The sequence below is a fragment of the Frischella perrara genome (assembly GCF_000807275.1).
In the GTDB taxonomy this organism is placed as follows: Bacteria; Pseudomonadota; Gammaproteobacteria; order Enterobacterales; family Orbaceae; genus Frischella; species Frischella perrara.
Map to the genome: position 1 here is coordinate 1,866,950 of NZ_CP009056.1, position 25,122 is coordinate 1,892,071.

Annotated in this window: 16 protein-coding genes; 3 read left to right on the top strand and 13 right to left on the bottom strand. The window is 33.7% G+C overall.

All coding sequences use genetic code 11. The features are described from left to right. Positions 1–67: 67 nt before the first annotated feature. The 4 genes from uvrA to prmB all read right to left on the bottom strand — a co-directional run bounded on the left by uvrA (position 68) and on the right by prmB (position 6,296). The gene (gene uvrA, locus FPB0191_RS08145) at positions 68–2,896 is read right to left on the bottom strand and encodes an excinuclease ABC subunit UvrA (RefSeq protein WP_110021840.1); all 2,829 of its coding nucleotides are present in this window, start codon (positions 2,894–2,896) and stop codon (positions 68–70) included. A gap of 324 nt (positions 2,897–3,220) precedes the next feature. After that, positions 3,221–3,979, bottom strand: a complete 759-nt coding sequence (locus tag FPB0191_RS08150) for a TSUP family transporter (RefSeq protein ID WP_039105243.1) — start codon at positions 3,977–3,979, stop codon at positions 3,221–3,223. A gap of 258 nt (positions 3,980–4,237) precedes the next feature. Continuing rightward, positions 4,238–5,323, bottom strand: a complete 1,086-nt coding sequence (gene aroC, locus FPB0191_RS08155) for a chorismate synthase (RefSeq protein WP_039105246.1) — start codon at positions 5,321–5,323, stop codon at positions 4,238–4,240. Positions 5,324–5,393: 70 nt separating this feature from the next. Beyond that, positions 5,394–6,296 carry a 50S ribosomal protein L3 N(5)-glutamine methyltransferase gene (gene prmB / locus FPB0191_RS08160; protein ID WP_039105248.1) on the bottom strand — a complete coding sequence of 301 codons (903 nt, stop codon included), beginning with the start codon at positions 6,294–6,296 and terminating at the stop codon, positions 5,394–5,396. A gap of 357 nt (positions 6,297–6,653) precedes the next feature. On the opposite strand from prmB, the gene dapD reads away from it, so the two are divergent. The 3 genes from dapD (at position 6,654) to FPB0191_RS08175 (ending at position 8,689) form a co-directional block, all read left to right on the top strand. Next, positions 6,654–7,478, top strand: coding sequence for a 2,3,4,5-tetrahydropyridine-2,6-dicarboxylate N-succinyltransferase (gene dapD / locus FPB0191_RS08165; protein WP_039105250.1), 825 nt, complete (start codon positions 6,654–6,656; stop codon positions 7,476–7,478). Positions 7,479–7,573: 95 nt separating this feature from the next. Next, positions 7,574–8,065: a YajQ family cyclic di-GMP-binding protein gene (locus tag FPB0191_RS08170; protein ID WP_039105253.1), complete on the top strand. Its 492-nt coding sequence runs from the start codon at positions 7,574–7,576 to the stop codon at positions 8,063–8,065. Between the two features lie 243 nt (positions 8,066–8,308). Continuing rightward, positions 8,309–8,689: a carboxymuconolactone decarboxylase family protein gene (locus FPB0191_RS08175; RefSeq protein WP_039105254.1), complete on the top strand. Its 381-nt coding sequence runs from the start codon at positions 8,309–8,311 to the stop codon at positions 8,687–8,689. A 364-nt stretch (positions 8,690–9,053) separates the two neighbouring features. Here the strand turns inward: FPB0191_RS08175 and FPB0191_RS08180 are convergent, their stop codons facing one another. The 9 genes from FPB0191_RS08180 to FPB0191_RS08220 form a co-directional block, all read right to left on the bottom strand. Continuing rightward, positions 9,054–10,295, bottom strand: coding sequence for a hypothetical protein (locus FPB0191_RS08180; protein ID WP_039105256.1), 1,242 nt, complete (start codon positions 10,293–10,295; stop codon positions 9,054–9,056). An 11-nt stretch (positions 10,296–10,306) separates the two neighbouring features. After that, complete coding sequence (locus FPB0191_RS08185) at positions 10,307–11,416, bottom strand: nucleoid-associated protein (protein WP_039105258.1); 1,110 nt, start codon at positions 11,414–11,416, stop codon at positions 10,307–10,309. Positions 11,417–11,956: 540 nt separating this feature from the next. Next, the gene (gene mukB, locus FPB0191_RS08190) at positions 11,957–16,363 is read right to left on the bottom strand and encodes a chromosome partition protein MukB (protein ID WP_039106926.1); all 4,407 of its coding nucleotides are present in this window, start codon (positions 16,361–16,363) and stop codon (positions 11,957–11,959) included. Then, positions 16,360–17,049: a chromosome partition protein MukE gene (gene mukE, locus FPB0191_RS08195; protein WP_039106928.1), complete on the bottom strand. Its 690-nt coding sequence runs from the start codon at positions 17,047–17,049 to the stop codon at positions 16,360–16,362. The genes mukB and mukE overlap by 4 nt, the downstream gene beginning before the upstream one ends. 85 nt (positions 17,050–17,134) lie before the next feature. Further along, positions 17,135–18,457, bottom strand: a complete 1,323-nt coding sequence (gene mukF / locus FPB0191_RS08200) for a chromosome partition protein MukF (RefSeq protein ID WP_039105259.1) — start codon at positions 18,455–18,457, stop codon at positions 17,135–17,137. 329 nt (positions 18,458–18,786) lie between these two features. Next, positions 18,787–19,896 carry a PIN-like domain-containing protein gene (locus tag FPB0191_RS08205; protein ID WP_039105261.1) on the bottom strand — a complete coding sequence of 370 codons (1,110 nt, stop codon included), beginning with the start codon at positions 19,894–19,896 and terminating at the stop codon, positions 18,787–18,789. A 708-nt stretch (positions 19,897–20,604) separates the two neighbouring features. Then, positions 20,605–21,906 carry a pyrimidine-nucleoside phosphorylase gene (locus FPB0191_RS08210; RefSeq protein WP_039105263.1) on the bottom strand — a complete coding sequence of 434 codons (1,302 nt, stop codon included), beginning with the start codon at positions 21,904–21,906 and terminating at the stop codon, positions 20,605–20,607. 19 nt (positions 21,907–21,925) lie between these two features. Next, complete coding sequence (locus FPB0191_RS08215; protein WP_110021836.1) at positions 21,926–23,878, bottom strand: bifunctional 2',3'-cyclic-nucleotide 2'-phosphodiesterase/3'-nucleotidase; 1,953 nt, start codon at positions 23,876–23,878, stop codon at positions 21,926–21,928. Between the two features lie 9 nt (positions 23,879–23,887). Further along, entirely contained in the window at positions 23,888–25,096 is a 1,209-nt protein-coding gene (locus FPB0191_RS08220; RefSeq protein WP_039105265.1) for a NupC/NupG family nucleoside CNT transporter, read from the bottom strand. Positions 25,097–25,122 lie beyond the last annotated feature (26 nt).

Consider the following 25,122-nt stretch of genomic DNA (forward strand, 5'->3'; position numbering starts at 1 on the left):
TTTCCTCATCTATCCGAAGTTAATTAGTTATTTTATATGAAAAAATATCGTTATTATTATCTTTAAATTATTTTTCTAGTATTGGTTTTAGATACATACCGGTATAAGATTGTTTGCATTTTGCAACTGTCTCAGGTGTACCTTCGGCAATTATTTCTCCACCACCACTTCCGCCTTCTGGTCCTAAATCAACAATCCAATCTGCCGTTTTGATCACATCAAGATTATGTTCAATCACTACAACAGTATTTCCACGATCTCGAAGTAAATGAAGTTGGTTAAGTAGTTGTTTTACATCTGCAAAATGTAAGCCCGTAGTGGGTTCATCAAGTATATAAAGTGTTTTCCCGGTATCACGTTTTGATAGCTCTTTCGCTAATTTAACGCGTTGTGCTTCACCACCAGATAAAGTGGTAGCCGATTGACCAATAGTAATATATGCTAAACCAACATCGACCAGTGTTTGCAATTTACGGGCAATCATAGGTACTGCATCAAAGAATTCTCGGCCTTCTTCTACGGTCATATCAAGAATTTCATTGATGGATTTGTCTTTATATTTGATTTCAAGTGTTTCACGATTATAACGTTTACCATGACATTGATCACACGCAACATAAATATCAGGTAAAAAATGCATCTCAACTTTGATTAATCCATCGCCTTGACAAGCTTCACAGCGTCCACCTTTTACATTAAAGCTAAACCGTCCGGGATTATAACCACGTGCGCGCGATTCCGGCACGCCGGCATAAAGTTCTCTGATCGCAGTAAAAAAACCAGTATAAGTAGCGGGATTTGAACGTGGCGTTCGCCCAATTGGGCTTTGGTCTATAGCAATAACTTTGTCAAAATGCTCTAGACCTTTAATTGCTTTATAAGGCGCTATTTCACTTTTTTCTGCCCGATTTAATTCATTTTGTGCTAGAGGATAAAGTGTATCATTAATTAAAGTTGATTTTCCTGAACCCGATACACCAGTTATACATGTAAATAAGCCAACTGGGATATTAAGTGTGACATCTTTCAAATTATTACCGGTAGCACCAATTAAAGATAGCATCTTTTTCTTATCGACTTTAGTACGTTTAGTCGGGATTTCGATCTTTTGCTTACCCGATAGATATTGCCCAGTAATTGATGCAGGATTAGCCATTACTTGTGCAGGCGTTCCTTGTGCCACAATGTCACCTCCGTGCACACCGGCTCCCGGTCCAATATCAATAAGATAATCAGCAGCTAACATGGCTTCTTCATCATGCTCAACAACAATTACAGTATTTCCTAGATCACGTAAATGGGTTAAGGTGTCTATTAATTTCGAATTATCACGTTGATGTAATCCAATTGAAGGTTCGTCAAGCACATACATGACGCCTACTAACCCCGCCCCAATTTGGCTTGCAAGTCGAATTCTTTGAGCTTCACCGCCTGATAGCGTTTCTGCCGAACGTGATAAATTTAAGTAATTTAATCCGACATTGATTAAAAATTGTAAGCGTTCATTAATTTCTTTAAGAATCTTATCGGCAATTTGTGCTCGTTGACCGGTCAATGTTAGAGAATCAAAAAAGGCTTTAGCATTTTGTATGCTCAACTCAGTAATAGCTGGTAAATTAGTGTCATTGATAAATACATTGCGTGCTTCAATTCGTAATCGAGATCCATGACAGCTCGGACAAGCACGATGACTAATATATTTAGCTAATTCTTCACGAATAGTTTGTGAATCCGTTTCTTTATATCGCCGACTTAAATTATTTAAAATGCCTTCAAATGGGTGAACACGTTTTACCGAGTCTCCCCGATCATTTGTGTATACGAATTGAATATCTTCACCATTGGAACCATTTAAAATAATATCTTGTATTTTTTTAGGAATGTCCTGAAATGGCAAATCAATATCAAAATGATAATGATTGGCTAGAGATTTTAACATTTGGAAAAAATAAAAATTCCGCCTATCCCAACCTTTAATTGCACCCGCAGCTAATGACACTTCTGGCATTTGTACAATTCGCTTCGGATCAAAAAACTGTTGCACCCCTAATCCATCACATTCAGGACAAGCACCTGCCGGATTATTGAATGAGAATAATCTTGGTTCTAACTCTGGAATGCTGTAACCACATATTGGGCAAGCAAAATTTGCTGATAAGATAAGTTCTTGACCGGTAGCATCATCTAGATTAGCGACTTTGACAATACCATTGGTAATAGCTAAGGTAGTTTCAATTGATTCAGCCAGCCGTAACTTTAGATCATCACGAATGCGGAAACGATCAACTACAACTTCGATAGTATGTTTTTTCTGGAGCTCAAGTTGTGGCGGTTCAGACAAATCATAAATATCGCCATCTACACGTACACGGGTATAACCGCTTGCTGATAATTGCTCAAATAACTTAACAAACTCACCTTTACGCTCAGTCACTACTGGTGCAAGAAGCATATAGCGATGTTCTTCAGGTAATGCCATTATGGAATCTACCATTTGTGATACAGTTTGAGCAGCAAGCGGTAGATGGTGAATTGGGCAACGTGGCTCACCAATACGAGCAAAAAGTAGTCGCAAATAGTCATAAATTTCGGTAATAGTACCGACAGTCGAACGTGGGTTATGCGATGTCGATTTTTGTTCTATCGAAATAGCGGGAGACAGACCTTCAATATGATCAACATCTGGTTTTTCCATTAATGATAAAAATTGTCGCGCATAGGCTGATAGTGATTCAACATAACGTCGCTGCCCTTCCGCATAAAGGGTATCAAATGCTAAGGATGATTTGCCTGATCCAGATAATCCTGTAATGATGACTAATTTATCACGCGGAATGGTAACATTTATGTTTTTCAGGTTGTGTGTTCTGGCACCACGAATTTCAATATCTTTAATTGACATGTATATCTTCTTTATCGACTCTAAACTAAATGGTTTTGAACTAAACGTTCAGTTAAACCTTGCCACTATATCAGTATTTGGCTAAAAAATATATTAATTATAAACATAGTCTTTTTATTATATTAAAATATAACACTATGAATTTTAATGATTAATAAAAATAAAAGTAAATATTTTTATTCATTAAATTTGGCTAGATTTATCTGAACTTATGAGCATAATTTAGAATTAGTCATGTCCTTATTAACTAAAATTGTAATATTATAATTCAAGTTAATGCTAGGCTCATTGATAACAGTCCCATTTGTGTTGTTTATTTTAAAAGAAATTATCAGAAATTAATTTAATGCTCATAACACAGGAAACAATGATCAACATAGGTCTAATCAATTTTTTCCCTTTTGATATAACCATTTTAGCGCCTAGACGGGCACCAATAAACTGTCCAACTAACATTACCAAACCAATAATCCAAAAGACTTTGCCACTAATAATAAAAAACAGTAACCCTGCCAAATTTGAAGTGAAATTAAGAACTTTTGTATGAGCAGTGGCTTTAGTGAGATTAAACCCCGCTAAAGTCACATAACCTAAAGCGTAAAATGAACCCGCTCCTGGTCCGAAAAAACCATCATAAAAACCAATAATCATGGCTACCAGAATAGCAAATTGTTGTTCTGATAGTCTCCGATTACGATCCTGCTCACCAATTGTAGGACATAATAGGAAATAAAGCCCCACGCTGATAGTCAGTATAGGTAATAATAATCGCAAATAATCAGCATTAATCTTTAATATTAAATAACTGCCTAGCAATGATCCAACAAATGCCAATGCAATTGATAATTTAATTTCTTTCAAATTCACCATACGCTGACGAACAAAATAAAGACTTGCCGAAAATGAACCGCCACAACTTTGTAATTTATTGGTAGCTAAAGCATTGGCAGGTGGGATACCTACAGCAAGCAATGCGGGGACTGTAAGGAGTCCACCACCTCCAGCTATTGAATCTATAAATCCAGCAATTAAGGCTACAGCAAATAAAATTGCCAATAATTGATAGGTCAGTTCCATGTTTTTATTGCCTATTAATGAACCAAATTTAAACGTAGATAAACATAACTAATTATAAAAATAACAGCTAGAATAGCGATTAAATACTTCATTGATTTATAGGATAAATTTGCTATTCGGCTTTTAAAAAAGAACTTATCAACGAGTATACCAATAGCTAACAATAAACAAAAACCACTGCTAAAATACAATTGAAAATCATCTAAACTCATTTTTATTTCACTTTCATCTTATAAATGCATTATTTAAGGCGGATTATTATTTAAAATATTGTCTAATTTCAACATCATTACATTGTGCACGATGTCGCAGATAATGATCCATCAATGTAATTGCAACCATTGCTTCAGCGATGGGAACCGCACGAATTCCGACACAAGGATCGTGTCTCCCATGAGTCGAAACAGTTACATCGTTGCCACGAACGTCAATGGACTGACCGGCAATTTCAATACTTGGCGTAGCTTTAAGTGCAATACTTGCCTGAATGGTTTGACCGCTACTAATGCCACCTAAAATACCCCCTGCATGGTTGGATTGAAAACCGTTAGTGGTAATTTCATCTCGATTTTGGCTACCTCGTTTATCGATCACGTTAAAGCCATCACCAATTTCCACACCTTTTACCGCATTAATGCTCATAAGCGCATGAGCTAAATCAGCATCTAACCGATCAAAAACCGGTTCTCCTAATCCAACTGGAACATTCTCAACAACAATTGTTACTTTTGCTCCAATTGAATCGCCGGATTTTTTTAATTCCCGTAAAAGTTCATCTAGATAAGGTAATTTTTGTTCATCAGCACAGAAAAACGGGTTTTGTTCGACTTGTTGCCAATCTTTAAGTTCACACTGGATATCACCCATTTGTGCCAAATAACCGCGAATTGTTAAACCAGCTTTTTCAAATAGGTATTTTTTAGCTATTGCCCCCGCAGCAACGCGCATTGCTGTTTCACGTGCTGAAGCACGTCCGCCACCGCGATAATCACGTACACCATATTTTTGTTGATAAGTATAATCAGCATGGCTAGGACGAAATATATCTTTTATACGACTATAATCTTGTGAGCGTTGATCCGTATTTTCAATCAATAGTCCTATACTTGTACCCGTTGTTTTACCCTCAAATACACCCGATAATATTTTGACTTGATCTGCTTCACGCCGTTGAGTGGTATATCGTGATGTACCTGGTTTTCGACGATCTAAATCATGTTGTAAATCGGCTTCAGTTAATTCTAATCCAGGTGGTACGCCATCAATAATACAACCCAAAGCTGATCCATGCGATTCTCCAAATGTGGTAACGTTAAAGAGTTTACCTATTGAATTTCCTGCCATAATTATCTTACCCTTTTATACATTATCTTGATTTATCGGTTATCTTACTATTAATCATTGCTAAATATCATTAAAACATATCTTTATATTCAATAAGTTGTTGTTTAGTTAGCATAAATACACCATCACCCCCATGTTTGAATTTAATCCATTTAAAGGGAATTTGAGGATAGTGTTTTTGTAATGCTACGCTACTATTACCCACTTCACAAATTAATATACCTAAATCAGATAAATGATCTGCGGCTTGCTTTAAAATCCGTATCACAATATCTAGTCCATCGACGCCTGCTGCTAGCGCTAATTCAGGTTCAATTTTAAATTCATCCGGTAGATCGTCCATATCTTCTTGATCGACATAAGGAGGGTTAGACACAATAATGTCATATTTAATCTCTGGTAAATCATTAAACAGATCCGATAATATTGGAAATACCCGATGTGTAAGTTGATGACCTTCAATATTAATTTGTGCGACTTCTAATGCGTCACTTGAAATATCAACCAGATCAACTTCGGCCTCTGGATATTGGTAAGCACACGCAATACCAATACAACCACTGCCAGTACAAAGATCTAAAATATTACCCGGTTCAAAGTCGATAATATCGGCAAAATGATTTGTAATTAACTCACCAATCGGCGAACGTGGGATTAATACACGTTCATCAATATAAAACTCTTGACCACAAAACCAAGCGCGATTAGTTAGATAAGGCGTTGGTATATGCTCCTGTGTACGAGCCAATACATTATCAATGATAGACTGTTTTTCTTCATCAGTAAGATTAGCTGCATAAAATTCTGCTGGTATGGTCAAAGGTAAATGAAGCGTCGGTAACACAAGCTGCTTGGCTTCGTCAATCGCATTATCTGTACCATGTCCGTAATAGATGTCAGAACAATTAAATAATGATGCTGCCCAACGAATATAATCTTGAACAGTGTGTAATTGATTGATGATATTACTCATAAAACTCCCAATGCGATTAGCTTGTAACTTGTTACCATTTACTCTTTGTAATTGGTTATTTTAGGGGTAATAAGGCGATAATACAAGGTAAGTTAAATAAGTTGTTTACCAGCTATAAATCAGCTTTTTCAATACGACATTTATAATGTTTATTATTGATATTTTTATTCGCTGTTTCCATTAGCCAAACCCAACATGCTAACGAAATAACATAAAATAACTAAATATTATTAAACTCAACCAATTATAAGAAAACTATTGCTACCATTAAAATGCATTGGATTTTATATTATACTTATTGACTAATTTTAGCTAAAACTAGCTAACAATCCAGTTATTACTAAGGACAAAACAACTATGCAACAATTACAAACGATCATTGAAGCAGCATTTGAACGTCGTGCTGAAATCACACCAACTAATGTTGATGTCGCAACACGCGATGCCATTAATCAAGCAATTGAACTTTTAGATAGCGGTAAAATGCGTGTAGCAGAAAAAATCAATGGTGGTTGGGTAACACATCAATGGTTAAAAAAAGCGGTACTTTTATCTTTTAGAATTAATGATAATCAATTAATCGATGGTGGAGAAACAAATTATTACGACAAAGTGCCATTAAAATTTGCTGACTATGATGAGGCGCGTTTCAAGCAAGAAGGCTTCCGTGTCGTACCGTCAGCGATTGCGCGTAAAGGTGCTTATGTGGCACGTAATACTGTGTTAATGCCTTCCTATGTTAATATTGGAGCGTATGTTGATGAAGGTACAATGGTTGATACTTGGGTAACCGTAGGGTCTTGTGCTCAAATTGGTAAAAATGTTCACCTTTCTGGTGGCGTAGGAATTGGGGGAGTATTAGAGCCACTACAAGCCAACCCTACTATTATTGAAGATAATTGCTTTATTGGTGCTCGCAGTGAAATTGTTGAAGGCGTTATCGTTGAAGAAGGTAGTGTTATTTCAATGGGCGTGTTTATTGGGCAAAGTACCCGTATCTATGATCGTGCGACAGGTGAAATTCATTATGGTCGTGTTCCGGCAGGATCAGTCGTTGTTTCAGGTAACTTACCATCTAAAGATGGTTCTTACAGTTTATATTGTGCTGTCATTGTGAAAAAAGTAGATGCTAAAACACGTGGTAAAGTCGGTATAAACGAATTACTTCGTACAATTGATTAATTGACATATAATTAAACTCGCTTAACTGATTTTAATTTATTTAATTATTATTTCGTCGCTCTGGTAGCGACGATTATTTTTTATGGGAGTAAATCATGCCTTCATTTGATATTGTGTCTGAAATTGATATGCCTGAAGTTCGTAATGGTGTTGAAAATGCCACGCGTGAACTTAGCACACGTTGGGATTTTCGCAATGTTCCAGCATCATTTGAACTAAATGAAAAAAATGAAACCATTAAAGTATCTAGTGAATCTGACTTTCAGGTACAACAATTACTAGATATCTTACGCGATAAACTTGCAAAACGAGGAATTGATGGCGGTGCATTAGAAATCCCTGAAGAGTTAGAACACAGTGGTAAAACTTACGCTACTACCGTTAAACTTAAACAAGGAATTGATAAAGAGTTAGCTAAAAAAGTGATTAAATTAATCAAGGATAGTAAGCTAAAAGTACAAACGCAAATTCAAGGAGAGCAAGTACGGGTTACCGGTAAAGCACGTGATGATTTGCAAGCTGTAATTGCCCTAGTTAAAGGTGCTGAACTTGGTCAACCTTTCCAATTTAATAATTTTCGTGATTAATATTAATTAGCAATATTAAAATCGAATATTAACCAAGACTAAGGCTTAAAATTAAAGTCATCCATATAATTGACTTGTCATTGTCAAAAAAAATGATAAGTCAATTTCATCATTTGTCTATTATTCAATAAATCCATATATTTTAAATAAAATCAGTCTTTGATAATTAATATGTTCATTTTATAAATCGTTTTATACTAAGATAAATGATTAATAACTAAACAAAATTATGGAGGTTTTCCCATGACCCAATCACGACGCTCTAAAGGGTTAAAAATGATTGCTGAACTATATGGTGATATTGGTACAGAAGGGTTAAAAACAAATGCTAAATTAGCACCTAAATTAGATGAGTACATTTCTGACTTTGCCTATGGTGATATTTACAATCGTAATAGTTTAACCTTACAACAAAAACAAATCGTGACCATCTCCTCACTTATCACACAAGGTTGCGTAGAAAACGAATTAAGAATACATATTCATGGTGGATTAAATGCCGGTTTGACTGAAGAACAAATCATTGATATTTGTGTTCACAGTTTACCTTATATTGGCTTTCCTCGAGTTACCAATGCTTTAGAAACTGCTCATAAAGTATTTGAAGAAAGAAAAAAGAAATAACTACAATATAGCAACCTAACCTATCTGCTACATAATCATAGATGACTAAGATGATCATTGGTTTTATGATCATCTTGATTTAGTTTATTAAGAATGTGGTTTAATGAATGGATTTACTCTAAAATAAGCAATATTTCGTTATTAAAATTATCTGTTATTTATACAAATATAATATTTCTTTCAATAAAGTAAATTCAATAATATCATTTACACAAATGAAGATTAGATGAGTTTTATATGGAAACCACTCTTTTTTTATTTTCCTGATACGGTCACCATTATTCAATTATTACCTGAATAGTAAATAAAATAGGTATGAATATTTGCTCTTAACTCACATTATTATCAGAAAAAAATTAAAACTTTAAGAATAAAAAAATATTCTTGGTATATATATCACCATAATGAATATAAGGGATAAAACAAATGGTGATAAAGAGAGAATGAAAAAAATATGCAACCACATAGAAGTTTCTTTTTGTTGCTCATCGAGCATTCGTTTTTCATTCACGATCATATCTCTAAGCGTTTCAGGACAAGATAGATATCGATTTATAAATCCGTCAAATACATTTTTACTTGCAGATTTAATAGCATTAAGATTATTTAATTGAACTTTAACTGTTGAAGTTAAGATTAAACTTGTAAAAGTTATTCCTATAAATAACATTAAAATTTCATATTTATCTTTTGAGTTAAATATTGCAATTACACCAGCCAAAGAAATAGGAATACCTAATAATTTTGCTTGAATGTCTGATAACGTTTTTGAGCATTTTTCTGAAAAGTCTATTTCAGCATTAGCTACCTCTTGCCTTATTTTTTGAAACGAAAATTTATCAAAATATAACTTTAAATTATTTAAAAATAATTCTTGAAATTTTTTTATTTCAGTTACCAAGGATATAAATCTTATTTCTTCTGGAAGTGGTCTAAGAAAATCATTTAAGGTAGTTAAAAATATATTTTTCTTCTCGTTTATTAATAAATCATCTGATTCTTCAAGAAATAATTCATTGAATATATCAGAATCAATTTTATCGACCAGTAAGGTTGGATTGTTAAAATTAATTTTTAACAACATTTTATCCACTATACCCTCTTCAGACTTACAAAAATAAACTAAACATAAAAATTTTTCTTCAAAATAAGTACCTTCAGCTTGAGAAGAAAGGTAGTTAACAAGTTTAACTAATATTTTTAATTTTGAATCAGTTATATTTATTCCAACTTCTTTTGAGTAATAATCGTCCTTAACAATATAAAACTCTTCTGGATAATTACATTTTATTAACTCATAATTAGCAGCATAAATAAAATCAGCCCAACTCAAATAAAATGCAATTAAACCATCGGGCGCCAATTTTATAGTAAATTTTATAGAATCATTTTTTTTACAATTAGGAAAGCCATTATTTTTATTAACAAAATTATTATTTATTTCGAATTTAGCGTCTTGAATAAAATTAGAATCAAAATCAATTTCACTCAGTTTTTTACGAAGCGGATTTGTATATGATCCATTATAACTAAAACGTCTGTCATTAGAATCATATACTGGCTTGTTTAAGTGTCGATATAAATCAATTATACTTTTAAAGCTCATTAACTAATCTCTTAAATTTTTAAAATTTCTTTGACTTTATTACTAGATATTTCGTCCATATCAAAGATAAGTTTCCCGAATTTTCCTTTTTTTTCATCAAAATAAATTTTATGAGCTTCCGTTGTTCCTAAAAGTTTACGTGCAAAATTAAGAGTGTAATCATCATTTTCAAGTTTGACTTTTAACATTTTATTTAATTGATCTTTATTAACATTAAATGCCGCAGATATATTAACACTTTCACTATTTAGTATTTCTAATAATTCATCTGCTTTTTGGTTACTATTTTGAAAACCTGACAAATCTAAAATAAGTCTGGCTTTAGAAATTACTTGTTCTAAAGTTGCCATTTGTTTTTTATCACAACAATATGTTAAATATTTAATCAATTCATCTTTAAAGTCGTTTGTATATTTTTTTATTTCAGGATCATTTTCAAAAAATGCTTCACTAACATCTATTATATTTTTTGTCATTTTTGAAGCAGTTGTATTTTTTTGACAACCAAGAGCTGTAATGAAGTAACTAGATGTATTTCCATCTGTCGCAGAACTAACAAAACTTAAATAAAAATTGTCATCATTTTTTGATGCTAATGCTTGGGAATAATGTGTACAATTTATTCTTGTTGCCTGATGTATCTTAGATAAATCAATAGATAGTAATTCTTCTAAATTTAAATTATCTGTAATCGTCAAAGCATCTTTTTGCTTTATCATTGCAATTACTAAATAAGAATTTTTATCATAAAAATAATCAAGAAATAAAATATATCCGCCCGAAGATGACTTAATTTTACTAGCTTTTGTCGCTAATTCATTCATTACTAAAACAGATAAATCAATAAACGCTTGTTTAGTTTTTCTTTTTAAGGAATGATATTTTTGAAATGCATCGGGAAATTTTCCTCGGCGAATTTTATCAGTGTCAAATGAACTATATGTAACAGTGTTGTATTTTTTACCATATTTTTGTATTAATTCTTGCGAAAGTTTTATAACGATAGGGGAATTGCAATCTAATTCTTTAGTTCTTAAGTTATATTTTTTTTTATCATCAATATCCATGTATTGTTCTTTTAATAACTCATGAACAATTGCATGACGTAAGGTAAAGCTCATTAAAACATCTCCTTTCCTAAACTGTAGTTCATAATTACTTAATAAAATTAAGTTATAAAACATAATTAATTAACATAATTAATTATTCTTTATTTTTATTAACTGGAAATATAATTCTTTTAATGAAATTACAAAATGCAATATCCTTTGCTATATTTCTAATAAATCCATAAGTTATGAAATTAGCTCTTATCTTTAAACATTTTAAATAGGTATACTAGGATCTAGATATAAGAGTAGCTTTTCTTTTTTTAATTTCGTTAATCTTCAAATATTTTTTCTAATAATGAAATATAATTACCGGATTTTTCTTTTATATAGACGATAGAATTCTTGCAATATCGCTTCTTTATACTTTATCGTCGTCCTATTAATATAATATCAATATTTTATTATTAATATTTAAATATTATAAAATAGCTTTTAATAATTTTGAAGCTAGCATTTTCTACTTTAACAATAAATAAGAAATCAACTTTAATATGGAATTAGATGTATTCATAATAATGAGAAAGATGCCCAATTGGGCATCTTTTAGATTTAAGCAAATCCTTTTAAACCAACTACATGAACATGCTCATGATTGTTAACCACTTTACGAACTAACTTGTAGGTTGTTCCTTTTTCAGGACTTATATTTTCTGGAGCTGCGATAATCAATTGCATGGCTAGTTTTTCACACAATTCAAATAATGTGGCGATTGATTTGGCATCCAAGCGAGCCGCTTCATCTAGGAAGAGTAATCGACAAGGTAAAATATCTTTACTTCTTAGACGTTTTGACTCTTCTTCCCAACTTTGAATTACCATTAGTAGAATCGACATACCAGTACCAATAGCTTCACCAGTTGATAAGGCTCCACTCTCTGCTCGTAACCAACCATCAGCACCACGATTAACTTCAACATCTAAATCAAGATAATTACGATAATCAAGTAATTCCTCACCGACATTTTGCGCAGTACGTTGCCCCATATCAATATGCGGATTTAAACGTTGATATAGTTTGGCTAATGCTTCAGAAAAAGTGATTTTATTATTAGTGAATAGATCCTGATGATTATCTTGTTCATCCGATAATGCACTTAACAAAGTCGAATGAGTTTCACGAATATTGACATTTAATCGTACACCATTAACCTGACCAAATGATACCGCTTGCAACCCTTGATTTAACATACGGATACGATTTTGTTCACGCTGAATAGTTTTACGAATAATATTAGCCACACTTTTGGCGCTGATCGCTAATTGTTGCTCTCGACTCGTCAACTCTTCAGTCAGGCGATTTAATTCAATTTCCATTTGTTCAATCGCTTCGATTGGGTCATCTGTTTTGACTATATCTTGGCGAATACGTTCGCGAAGATGTTGGTAGACAGCTATATAAAAATGAATTTTCCGTTCTGGATGTTTTAAGTCTTCAGACAGACGCAAGACATCGCGCAGATGTTCATTATCTGCTACAGCTAAACGCAGTGAACCTAAGGCCTTATCCGACATGGAGCGTAATTCATCCGCACTTAAATAAGCCAATTCACGACGATGTAATCGACGTTCTACCCCATTATCCTTAACCAAGCGTAGTACAATACACCAACCCACCTTTGCTTGTACAACTTGCTCGCGTTTAATTTGATAATCTTTCTCAACCTGACGCAATTTTTTCTGTAATTGGGTCATTTCGTTTTCACACATCACAATTTGTTTTTCAAGTGATGAGCAAAGTTGGCGATTTTGATTCACTTTTTGATGAATTTCATCGCGTCGTTGGCGAGCACGTTCTTCAGTTGTAGCATCCGCTTTAACGCCTATTTGTTCAATCTCTTTTTTCAGATCATCAAGTACTGCACGCTTAGTTTCATAAGCACTTTTTAATGATGCTAATGTTTGATGACTTTGATTGTACTTATTCTGGCAGCTTTGCATTTTATTACGTGCATCAAGTCTTTCTTTTTCAACAATTTCTAGGCGATGACGTAATTTTTCATTTAAATCGGAATTTTCCGTCAACATCCCCGCCGAATCGGCATAACTAAAGTGAGTTCGACGTTGTATCACTTCCGTTAAAGCAAAAACTTGTTGCTTTATAACCCGTTGTTGTTGAGTAACTTGCTCATATTGCTGATGTAAATTATCATTTTGTTGCGGATCACTTTGTAACACATTAATTAATGGTTCCAATTCAATAATCGTTTTCTGATGTTCATTAACATAATTTAGCGCATCTTGAGCTTGCCCAACCTGATCCCGTAAATCATCGACCCGATCTGCCAGATCTTCATCAGCTAATAAATGTAAGTAAGATAATAGTTTATTAACTAAATTAAGTTGTTCCTTAGTTTCAACGACATTTTGTTGATTTTGTTGATCAAAAGATTGTTGTTGATTAAATTCACGTTCAATCTCACTACGACGAGTGGTTAATTTTTGAATTTCTGCTTCTGGATCCGGTTCAAAGGCTACCGCTAAATATTGTCCAACAAATTGGCTGAAGTTTTGTTCAATACGTTGTATTTTTTGTAAATCAAATGATAATTTCGCATACTCTTCATGCAGTTGATCTCGTTCAGTGGTCAATTTATCAAGATGTTTTTCACGTGCAGCCCGCCCAAATAATGGCACTTGAGGAAAACGTGAGTAACGCCACTGCCGATCACCGGTTTTAACTAAGACTGCATTAGTTAATTCTTCGTTATCAAAAACACTATCATCGAATGAAGCAGGATCACCTTCTATAAAATATAAATCATCTGGACAATCTTCTAAGTTGTCTAAATGTGCTTTAACTAGGCTCAAGTCAGGAACAACAATGGCTTGACGTGATGGTCCATAAAGTGCCGAAAAATACGGCGCATCGTCAATAGTCACATCCTCGTAAATTTCAGAAAGTAAGACACCATTAAAACGTTCAGCAAGCGTACTTAATCGACTATCATCAGCACCATTAGGTTGATTAAGTTGGTTGATTGTTTTGTCTAATTCATCACGTCGATGAATGACATGATCTCGCTCTTGAGTGATCTGCCGCTCTTGCTCTAACAGCTTTTGCATATACTCAGTGACTTGCTGAGTGTCAGCTAATGGCGCAGCAACTTGTTCTCGTAATGCGGTTAATGCATCTTGAGCTTTTATCCAATTTGGTGCTTTTTGCCGATATTCAGACATTTTAACCTGAATATGTTCTAATTCTTGCCTACTTGCAATACGTTTTTCGCTTGATTCATTAGCCAAATTAACATTTTCGTCAAGAGTCGCTTCCAATGTTAATTTCACTTCATCTAATTCATCAAAGTTAATTTTACGACCAATGCGTTTACAGAACTGATTTAATAAAGTTTCTGCTTCTTTTTGCTGATAGAAACGTTGTTCTAATTCAGCTAATTGAAGTTGTAAAACCTCCGCATTTTGCGCTTGATAACTAAGAGATGGCCACTCCCTCATCACCTGTTTTGCAGTCTGCCAAGCATCACTACGTGTCACATCACCGACTAATTTAATAACCAATTGATAAGCGTGATCAAATTGATTAACTGCGGCATCAGCCACACTTAGTTTCTGTTCAAGCTGTAAAACAACTTCCGTAATTTGATCTTCTTTTTCTTTAAAAATAGCATAATGTTCTTCAATATTTGCTATAGTTAAATCTGGCATTACACAAAGTCTTTTGGCATTTTCTAATGCCTGTAGAGCTTGTTGATACTGAATAGCGCGTGTTTGTTGAACATCTAATGCTTGTTGATAATCAGCTAATTGTGTTTTGATTTCATCAACTTCTTGCTCTGTGGCTTGAGCTCGTTCCTGACATATTAAATATTGTTCATTTGCAAGTTCAACTTCTTCGCCTTGTTCTAGCAGTTTTTCATTTAAGTCATCTAAATCTAGTTGGTAATTGTCAATCTTTTCTTGTTGGCGATAAGCTGTTTGAACCAAATTTAGATGATCATTCGCCGCTTGATAATCCATTTCCAGAATGGATTGTGCATCACTTTTTTCTTGCAATTCTTTTGCCGTTTCTACATGGCGATATTGATTAGTTATTAACTGTCGTTTGGTGGTTAACAGATCATTACGTAGTAAAAGTGCCGACTCAATATGCGTTTTTCGCTCATTAGCATGACGCATATAATCTGCAGCCACATAATCTGTAGACTCAGTGATAAGATGTTTAAATAAATCCCGATCAGACTGAGTTACTCGAATAGCTTCTAAAGTCATCCGATTTTCACGTAAAGCAGCTTCCATATCTTGAAACGCTTTACGAACACCACTATTCTCTGGTAATAAATAATCACGCAGTGAACGAGTAATCGCACTCGATATCCCACCATATAAAGATGCTTCTATTAACCGATAGTATTTACTTCGATCAGAAGATGAACGTAAGCGTTTTGGCAAAATACCAAAGTCAAACATTAATGAGTGATAATCACTTATGGAGTTAAATTGTTTAAATATAACACCTTCGGTACTATCCAATTTCTCTTTCAATTCTGCTAACGTTAAGATGCGCACTTGACGTTGATCAAGGCGTGCGGTAACCAAATCTGTCGGTAAGACACTATTTTCAACACCTTGAATTAGAAACGGCTTAATATCAACTTTTTTATCACGCCCGGCAATTTGCTGTAATCTCACCCCACAGATGATTCGTTGGTTACGAGAGTTGACGGTTTCTAATAACGAATAACAGACTCCCGGACGTAATTTACCGTGAAGCCCTTTATCACGCGAACCACCTGTAGCTCCCGCTTCTGTGGTATTTCTAAAATGCAAAAGTGTGAGATCGGGAATTAACGCCGTTACAAATGCAGCCATAGTCGTTGATTTACCGGCGCCATTACCACCCGACAATGTGGTAACGAGTTCATCAAGATCAAAGGTTCTGGCAAAAAAACCATTCCAGTTGACTAATGTTAATGAACGAAATTTACCATGTTTAATCATAATTCATCCTCTATTCCGTCATTAACTTCAAGTTCTTCATTTTCATTATCTGTTAGTGATAAAGATGATTCAATTGTCATTGCCTCGCCATCACGAATCAGACGTAATTGTGCTTCTTGCATATCATCACTACTTCTTACATCGGCACCAAATCGGAAAATTGCCTCATTAATACGGAATTTGCTACTATCATTACCAACGAGGAAAAAAACCATACCCAATCTACGTAACCGATTGAGTGAAGTTTTAACTTTATCAAACAATTTTTGACGATCTAAATCTGATCCAGTAGAACGTTGATTGACTAATTTTAATAGTTTGCTTTCATCTGCTAATGTAATTAATTCTTCATGTAAATCTTGTAAAGTAAAAATGCCTTCATGTGCCAATCGTTCAGGGCTTAAATAAAGGTAACATAAAACCTTACCAACAAGCATATCTAATTCAGACAATACCGATCGCGGAATTAAAGTGGTAGAACGCGGTCGTAAATAAAAAAAGCCTTCTGGTGCTCTCACTAGCTCAACGTTATATCGATGATAAAATAGCTCAAGTTCACCCTGATAATCCATTAAAAAAGCGTGAAAATCTAATTCATCGATACCAATATGACGACCAGATCGCAAGATACTGTCTAATTGAGGGAAGATCGGTGTAGCAATTGCTTGAGCCAATTTGATTGGCATATATTTTTCAAACGCTGCGTGTGAGGCAGTCGAGCGACGATCATGAGCATCGTTAAGTGAAGATGCATGCTGATGATCAGGTTGTTCAGTATGTATTGATGACATGTGCTTGTACCTTAGCTCCATAATCGTTAATTGGTTTCCATTCAGCAGGTAATCCTGCTAAATCAGCATCGGAGATCCCTAATCGGATCGCTTGATCGATAAATAATCGTGCAATATCGAAATGCTGCTCACGTGGAAATTGAGATAAATATTGATAAATTGCCTGGCTGATATCAAGAGGCAAACTTTGCTCTTTAAATCTCAATAGATTTTGTTCAATATGAGCAATAATATGTTCTTGTATTTGCTCAATGCTTTCAAATTCAAGTTCGGGTGGTAATTCGCCTGTCACATCAGCATCTTGTAATGCCAACTCTTCATCGCGCATATCTAATAAGCGTTCTGCATTAGCGAAGGTTAAAGTCCACGGTGCATTGAAATAACTTTGAATAGAGCGACGTAAGCGTTGAGAAAAGACACGATTTTTATCCAAATCAATTGCCGTGCGAATAAATTTGTGTACATGGCGATCATAACCTATCCATAGATCAATCGCTTGTTGTCCCCATCCCATGATGCGATCAAGTTTACTTTGAAGATCTATAACAACGTTACCGATTTTCTCTAAACTTAGATCCCCTAATGTTGCATCTTGAATGAGTAATAAACTTGCTTGTAATTTATCACCGGCTGCTTCAAGTGTATCTTGTAATTCACGTAGAGTATAAGAGGTTTCAGATAACAGCTTTTCACAATTAGAAATAGCTAATTGCCAGTCTTGACTGAGTAATGCAGCAATATCTTGTTTAACTGCTCTTTGCTGTTCATCCATAATTCGCTGAGTCATATCAATGCTATCAAAAATCTCAGCAACTGAGTACTTTAATGGCGCAAATACATTTCGGTGCCAGTGCATTTCATCCCCACCTTCTAATGCCGCATCAGCTGCACGTTTTAATTCTTGCGCAACAATTGAAAGTTGTAGGGATAAACGAAGTGAAGAAAATTCACGTTGACGAATGTAATAATCACTTATACCAATACCTAAAGGTGTAAGACGATATATCGCTAAACCATCGTTAATTTCACTGGTAAATCGATTAATTAAACGCTGGCGAACCAAATCATTTATTGCATTATTTGATCGTATCGTTACTGTATCATTACTTTGTTCAAATGCTTTGGTAACATGACGAAAGGCATCGACTAATTCTGCCTCACTCATTTCACCATCAAATCGCTCACCATTAAGTGCTGCAATGGCAAGCAAAAACGCTAGTCTTTCCGGCGGTAGCGAGATCGAAAAATCATTTTTTTTTGCCCAAGAGACGAGTTCTGGCACTGATTGAGAAAAATCAGTCATAATTTTCCTTGTTAGCAAGTGGTAAATATTTTAATTAAACAATAAGTTATTATTGAAACGACGAGTGTTGAATAACAAACTCAAATATTAGTAATTATATATCAAATATAGCAAAATTGTAATGGGATTGTTAGGAAGATAAAGGAACGGTTAATCACAGTAAGTGATTCATATAAGTTATTTAATGAATTGAAAATTTAAAAACAGGCAATCATTATAATTTCACAAAACTAACTTTTTTAACATTCAAACCTATTACCATTTGACAAGTTAGTATAAGAGTTTATAAAACTTGTCAAATGGACAAAAATGCAAATTAAATACGATAATTATTCTTCAATCGATCTGCTTACGACAGAGGAGACATGAAGAATTTCTATATTGGTTAAAGAAGAGAAAGTTTTTAATTTACTACTAAAAATTTCAAAAATATCATTCATATTTGGCAATATTATTTGTAAAATGACGATGTCATTTTTACTATTTTGTTGGAAAATTTCATATCCATCATTGGTTATCATTTCTAATAATTGGTTCAAGTCTTTATTTTTATCATTTTTAATTTCAATATATATCATTTGTTCATTTGAAGAAAATTGTTTCACTTCATTCATTACAGTCTCATCAATGTCACCAACTTTTGTCAGCGTTTTAGCATATTCTAAAAAGTTAAATGCCCGATACATATAGAATAATTCACCAGTCATATTATAAAACTCACGTAACAGATTATAATCAGGTGAAAATGTTTTACTTTCATTTTGAATCCACCAATTATTTTTAATATCATCTGTAATAAATAAAATCGGGCATTTATCACTCTGTGCTTTATTAATGAGCTGAAACCATAACATAAGATCATTGTAACGATCACTACTAGTACTATTATCATTCATAAAAAGAGCTAACGATTTGTTATCAAATCTTTTTTCTCCTTCTTTAATCAGTATTGTTTGAAATTCCTGTTTAGACAAAGGACGACCAATTTTTTTATCAAAAATATTTGAAATCGTATCAAGAATATTATCATTTTGGATTAAATTCTTGAAAAATTGCTCTTTTACAAGAAGTTCTTCTTTTATTTTATTAAATCCATCTTTGGTCTCAGACAATAATAATTTGGATATAAAGGGGCTTTTAATTTCGTTTTCAAAATCTTTTTGAAGTTTATCCAATTTTTTCCTGTATTCGTAATAGATTTTAATTTGATTATCAATCACACTTAATCTGTAAGCATGTACTTCTTCAGCAACTTGAAAAGGTATCCAGATTTTATTAGATAACATGTTTAATATTTTACTGAAGGTTTGGAATGTATTTGGTGAATATCGATAAAAATTTAATAACACATTTGTATCAAAAACAATGATAGCCTTATTCCAAATTAATTTATGCTCTTCTCGCGATAAGGGATAATATTCACGAAATGTTTCTCTCATTATTCTTCTTCTCTCCAAAAAAAGTGGTTATGTTTTCAATTCGTATTCCTTATCTGTACCACTTAATGAATGACGATTTCTCTTGTTATCATAAAAAACAAGGGTATTTAACTGATTTGTCTAAACTTCATTCAAATGTTGGAAACTCTTTAATTTTCTTATAAATATTCATATTAATGATTAGAGAGAACGATTATTCAAAATTCGAATAATCATGATGTTATTACATAAGATTTATTTATGTATTTCTACAGCTAACAATGTATTATCCACTTTAGTTAAATTGGATCAGAATATTATTAAGAATTGAGTTTATGGATATCGTCATATACTATTTTATTCTTATTATTTGTTTAAATTTAATGAAACTAAATAGCGCATCATCAATATAGATTGCCTTATCAATTTCAATTTTTGAAGTTCAGTATCGCTATAACTTTAATCTTTGATAAATATCAAATATGAAATTGTTTTACACATTTTTTCAACAAGCTATCTATTTTACTTACACTTCTAATTCTGGCTACATATTACATTAAACAGATAATCCAAACAACATAAATCATTATTTATTCTATTATTATTCTGAGATTTATATAACCATTAATAGGATAATAACGAAAGAGCAATTTTTAGCTATAAGGTATGAGTAATGGAAGGCTATCGAATTAAATCAAAATGATTTAATTCGATAGATGATTATTAAAGTTATTCTGTAATAACAGAGTAAATTAATTGAAGCTTTTCAGCTTGATCTGAAATTTTGATATTGTCATATAATTTTTGCTTAATTGCATCAATATCTTCTCGATTGCTATGAATAGTAAGTAATGACTCACCTTGTTCGACACGATCACCCACTTTTTTATGTAACATCAATCCAACAGAGACATCAATGCTATCTTCTTTCGTTGCTCGACCGGCACCAAGTTGCATTGCAGCAATACCGATTTCATCGGCGACTATTTCTGAAATATAACCAGCTTGCAATGCAGGTAATTCGATTTTAAATTTAGCCTCAGGGAGTTTTTCTGGTTGATCAACAACCGATGCATCACCACCTTGATTTTTTAACATGACTTTAAATTTTTCAATCGCTTTGCCGTTGTACATCACTTCTTCTAAACGTGCTCTAGCTTCTTCTAATGTATCAGCACCGTTAGCTAACACCACCATTTGACTACCTAGAGTTAGCACGAGTTCATGAAGATCAGCAGGACCTTTACCTTTTAGAGTATCAATTGCTTCTTTCACTTCTAGCGCATTACCAATTGCAAATCCTAAAGGTTGTGACATATCGGAAATAATTGCCATGGTACGACGACCAACATTATTACCAATTTTTACCATTGCATTAGCAAGTTGTTTAGCTTCATCAATGGTTTTCATAAAGGCGCCCGCACCCGTTTTCACATCTAATACAATGGCATCACTGCCAGCTGCAATTTTCTTACTCATAATTGAACTAGCTATAAGTGGGATACTATTAACGGTACCTGTAACATCACGTAATGCATATAGTTTTTTATCCGCCGGCGTTAAGTTACCCGTTTGACCAATTACAGCAACTTTGTCATCATTCACTAGTCGAATAAAATCTTCTTTAGTAATTTCAGTTTGAAAACCAGCTATAGAATCTAATTTATCGGTAGTTCCGCCTGTGTGACCTAACCCACGTCCAGACATCTTAGCTACAGGAATATCTAGAGCGGCGACTAATGGTGCTAGTACTAAAGTCGTTGTATCACCAACCCCACCAGTTGAGTGTTTATCAACTTTTATACCTTTGATTGCTGAAAGGTCTATAGTTTCACCTGAATTAACCATCGCCATTGTCAAATCAGCACGTTCGCGATCCGTCATATCTTTAAAATAGATTGCCATCGCCAATGCACTCGCTTGATAATCTGGAATCGTACCTGCAGTATAACCTTTAATAAAAAAATCAATTTCTGCAGTGGTGAGTTCATGCCCGTCTCGTTTTTTGGCAATAATATCTACCATTCTCATTCGTAATGTCCTCTGTAATCTATTTTTCAGTTTGTAAGTTAATTTGATAAACCGCATAACCGACGTTATCGTTATTCAGATAAATCATCGGATAGTGTGAGTGGTTATCAATATAATTTTTAGCCAAAGATGTTGGCGATGTCTCAATTCTTAAATCAAGTTTAACTGGACTTTTAATTGGTTTTAAATGCCAATTATTATCAGGCTCTACGTTCACTTGCCCATATTGTTGAGTCGTTTTTTCAATATAACGCGCTAGAATCTCTTTTACAGGATCAGGCGAATTAATGACAACATTTTGTTCACCTGAACCAGGAAATATGCCTGTCAATGCCCGATAATTATTCGATGCTAAAATAAAATTTTGTTGCGGATCAATCGGTTTATTATTAAATGTTAAATTTTTAATTCGTTGTGAATTTGGATTGATTAATTTACAGTTTTCATCATAGCGTGGAGGTTGTGTGATATCAATCGCATAGCGAATACCGCCATCAATAATATCAAAGTTATATAAACGGAATTTTTCCCAATTTATAATATATTGAGGTTGAGTGCTATGAATATCGACTTGATTAAATAGCCCTGCTGTGCATTCCAACCATTCTTTTACATTGGCACCACTAATTTTAACAGCAGCAAGTGTATTGGCATAAACATAGAGATCAGCAACACTTTTAACGCTAAGTTCACCTTTTGGTATTTCAATATAGGCTGTTGGATCATTTTTACGTGAACCTGCCTTAAATGGAGCTACAGCAGAAATGATCGGTAAATCAGCTAAATCTGGGTCACCCTGAATAAAGTACTTAATATAGTCAATTTGAGCATTATTAATTACTTGTATTGTTGGATCATCTTGAACCAATGCTAATACACTGAATAAATCTCCGGAAGATTGACCAATCACTCGTCCCATATAGTCTCGAGTTTGTTTAAAATCATCGGCTAATACCTTCCTAATAACCGGATCAGCATCAACTAATGGTTTATTTTCAACCGTATCAAAAATCGGTTTTGCAATTGATTTTGATTGCGTTACCTGCCAACGACCTTCCCGTTGTTCAAGTGTGAGATCAATTACACCTAAATGATCTCCCCATTGTCCGGGCATGACTGCTGGAATCCCATTTACACGTCCATTTTGATTATCGACACCGGCAATATTTGCAAAGGTTTTACCCGGAAATACACTATGAGTGTGACCAAATAATATGGCATCTATATCTTTAACAGTACTTAAATAATAAACTGAATTTTCTGCCATTAATTTATAAGGATCAGAAGATAAACCTGAATGAGCAATGGCAAATATTATGTCAGCCCCTTCTGCTTTCATTTGGGGAACATAACTTTTTGCGGTTTCAACAATATCTTTAGCATAGACTTTACCCGCTAGATTATTTTTGTCCCATTCCATCACTTGAGGCGGTACAAAACTAATATAACCAATTTTTAAGTATTGTTGATTGCCTTCGCGATCAATCACTGGGGTATTTAAGATAACATAGGGTGTAAAGTAGGGTTTATCGGTTTTTGCATCAAAAATATTGGCATTAATATAAGGGAATTTAGCACCGGCAATTGCTTTATTTAAGAATGGTAAACCATAATTAAACTCATGATTTCCTAATCCTCCTACCGTATAGTGCATTTCATTTAAAGCCTTTTGTGCTGGATGAATAGCATCATTTTCTAATTGACTGCTATAAGCCCAATCTCCCATAGGGCTTCCTTGTATAAGATCCCCATTATCAACTAGTACACTGTTTTTTACTTCACTTTGCATTTGCCGTATAAGTGAAGCGGTTCGTGCAAACCCAAATCGCGCAGTGTAATCATCTTTATAAAAATCATAGTCCATCATATTGGCATGGACATCTGATGTTTCTAAGATTCGTAAATCAACCGTACTGGCAAAAGCCATATTCATCATAAGTGAAATAAGTAAACTCAATTTTATTATTTTCATAGAGATTCCTTAAAATTGGAGCCCAAAAATTAGACCAACAATTGTTGCACTTAGTAAACTAACAAGTGACGCGCCATAAAGCAGTCTTAAACCATGCTTAGCAATAGCATAACCTTGTTTTTCATTTAACGCCTTTAATGCACCAGAAATGATTCCAATTGATGAAAAGTTAGCAAATGACACTAAAAATACAGAAATTACTGCTTGGCTGTGTTCAGAGAATTTACCAACATTGTCAGCAAATAAAGTCATCGCAGCAAATTCATTTGTTAATAATTTAGTTGCCATTACTTCACCGGCTAAGACACATTCATTCCATGGTACACCGATTAAAAAGGCAAAAGGTGAAAATAAGTAACCTAATACGTGTACAAATGTTACTTGGAAAATTGCGGCAAAAATACCATTAACCATTGCAATTAAAGCAATAAATCCAATCAGCATCGCTCCCACTATAACGGCAACTTTAAATCCATCAATGATGTATTCACCTAACATTTGAAAAAAGGCTTGCCGTTTTTCTTCTTTAAATTCTATTTCTTCATCCCGGTGATCCACAAGATACGGATTGATGATTGAGGCAATAATAAAGCCACCAAATAAGTTTAAAATAACAGCAATTACAACATATTGTGGGTTAAGAATATTCATATACGCACCAATAATCGCCATTGATACGGTAGACATAGCTGAAGTGCATAAAGTGTATAACCGTTTTTCGGGGAGATGATCGAGTTGTTTTTTGATTGAAATGAATACTTCTTGTTGACCTAAGATTAATGCTGCAACGGCATTATATGACTCTAATTTCCCCATGCCATTTATTTTACTAATGACATAACCTAAGCCTTTAATTACTATCGACATTATGCGGAAATATTGCAAAATACCAATGAGAGCTGAAATAAAGACAATTGGTAGCAACACGTTAATAAAAAAGGTGAAACCATGATTACCTTCAGCATCAACATTAACCATCCCACCGAATACAAAATCAACTCCTTGTTGTGCATAACCTAACAAATAATTGAATCCTGTAGTAATACCACCAATTAAAAATTGGCCAAAAGAGGTATTTAATAAAATAAAGGTTAAAATAACTTGTACGACTAACATCACCAAAATCGGTTTATAACGCACCTTATTACGATTAAAGCTCGCTATCCATGCTAAGAGCAGAATAACGAGAATACTGACCACACCGATTAGATACTTCATTTTTACCTCAATAAATGTTATTAAAA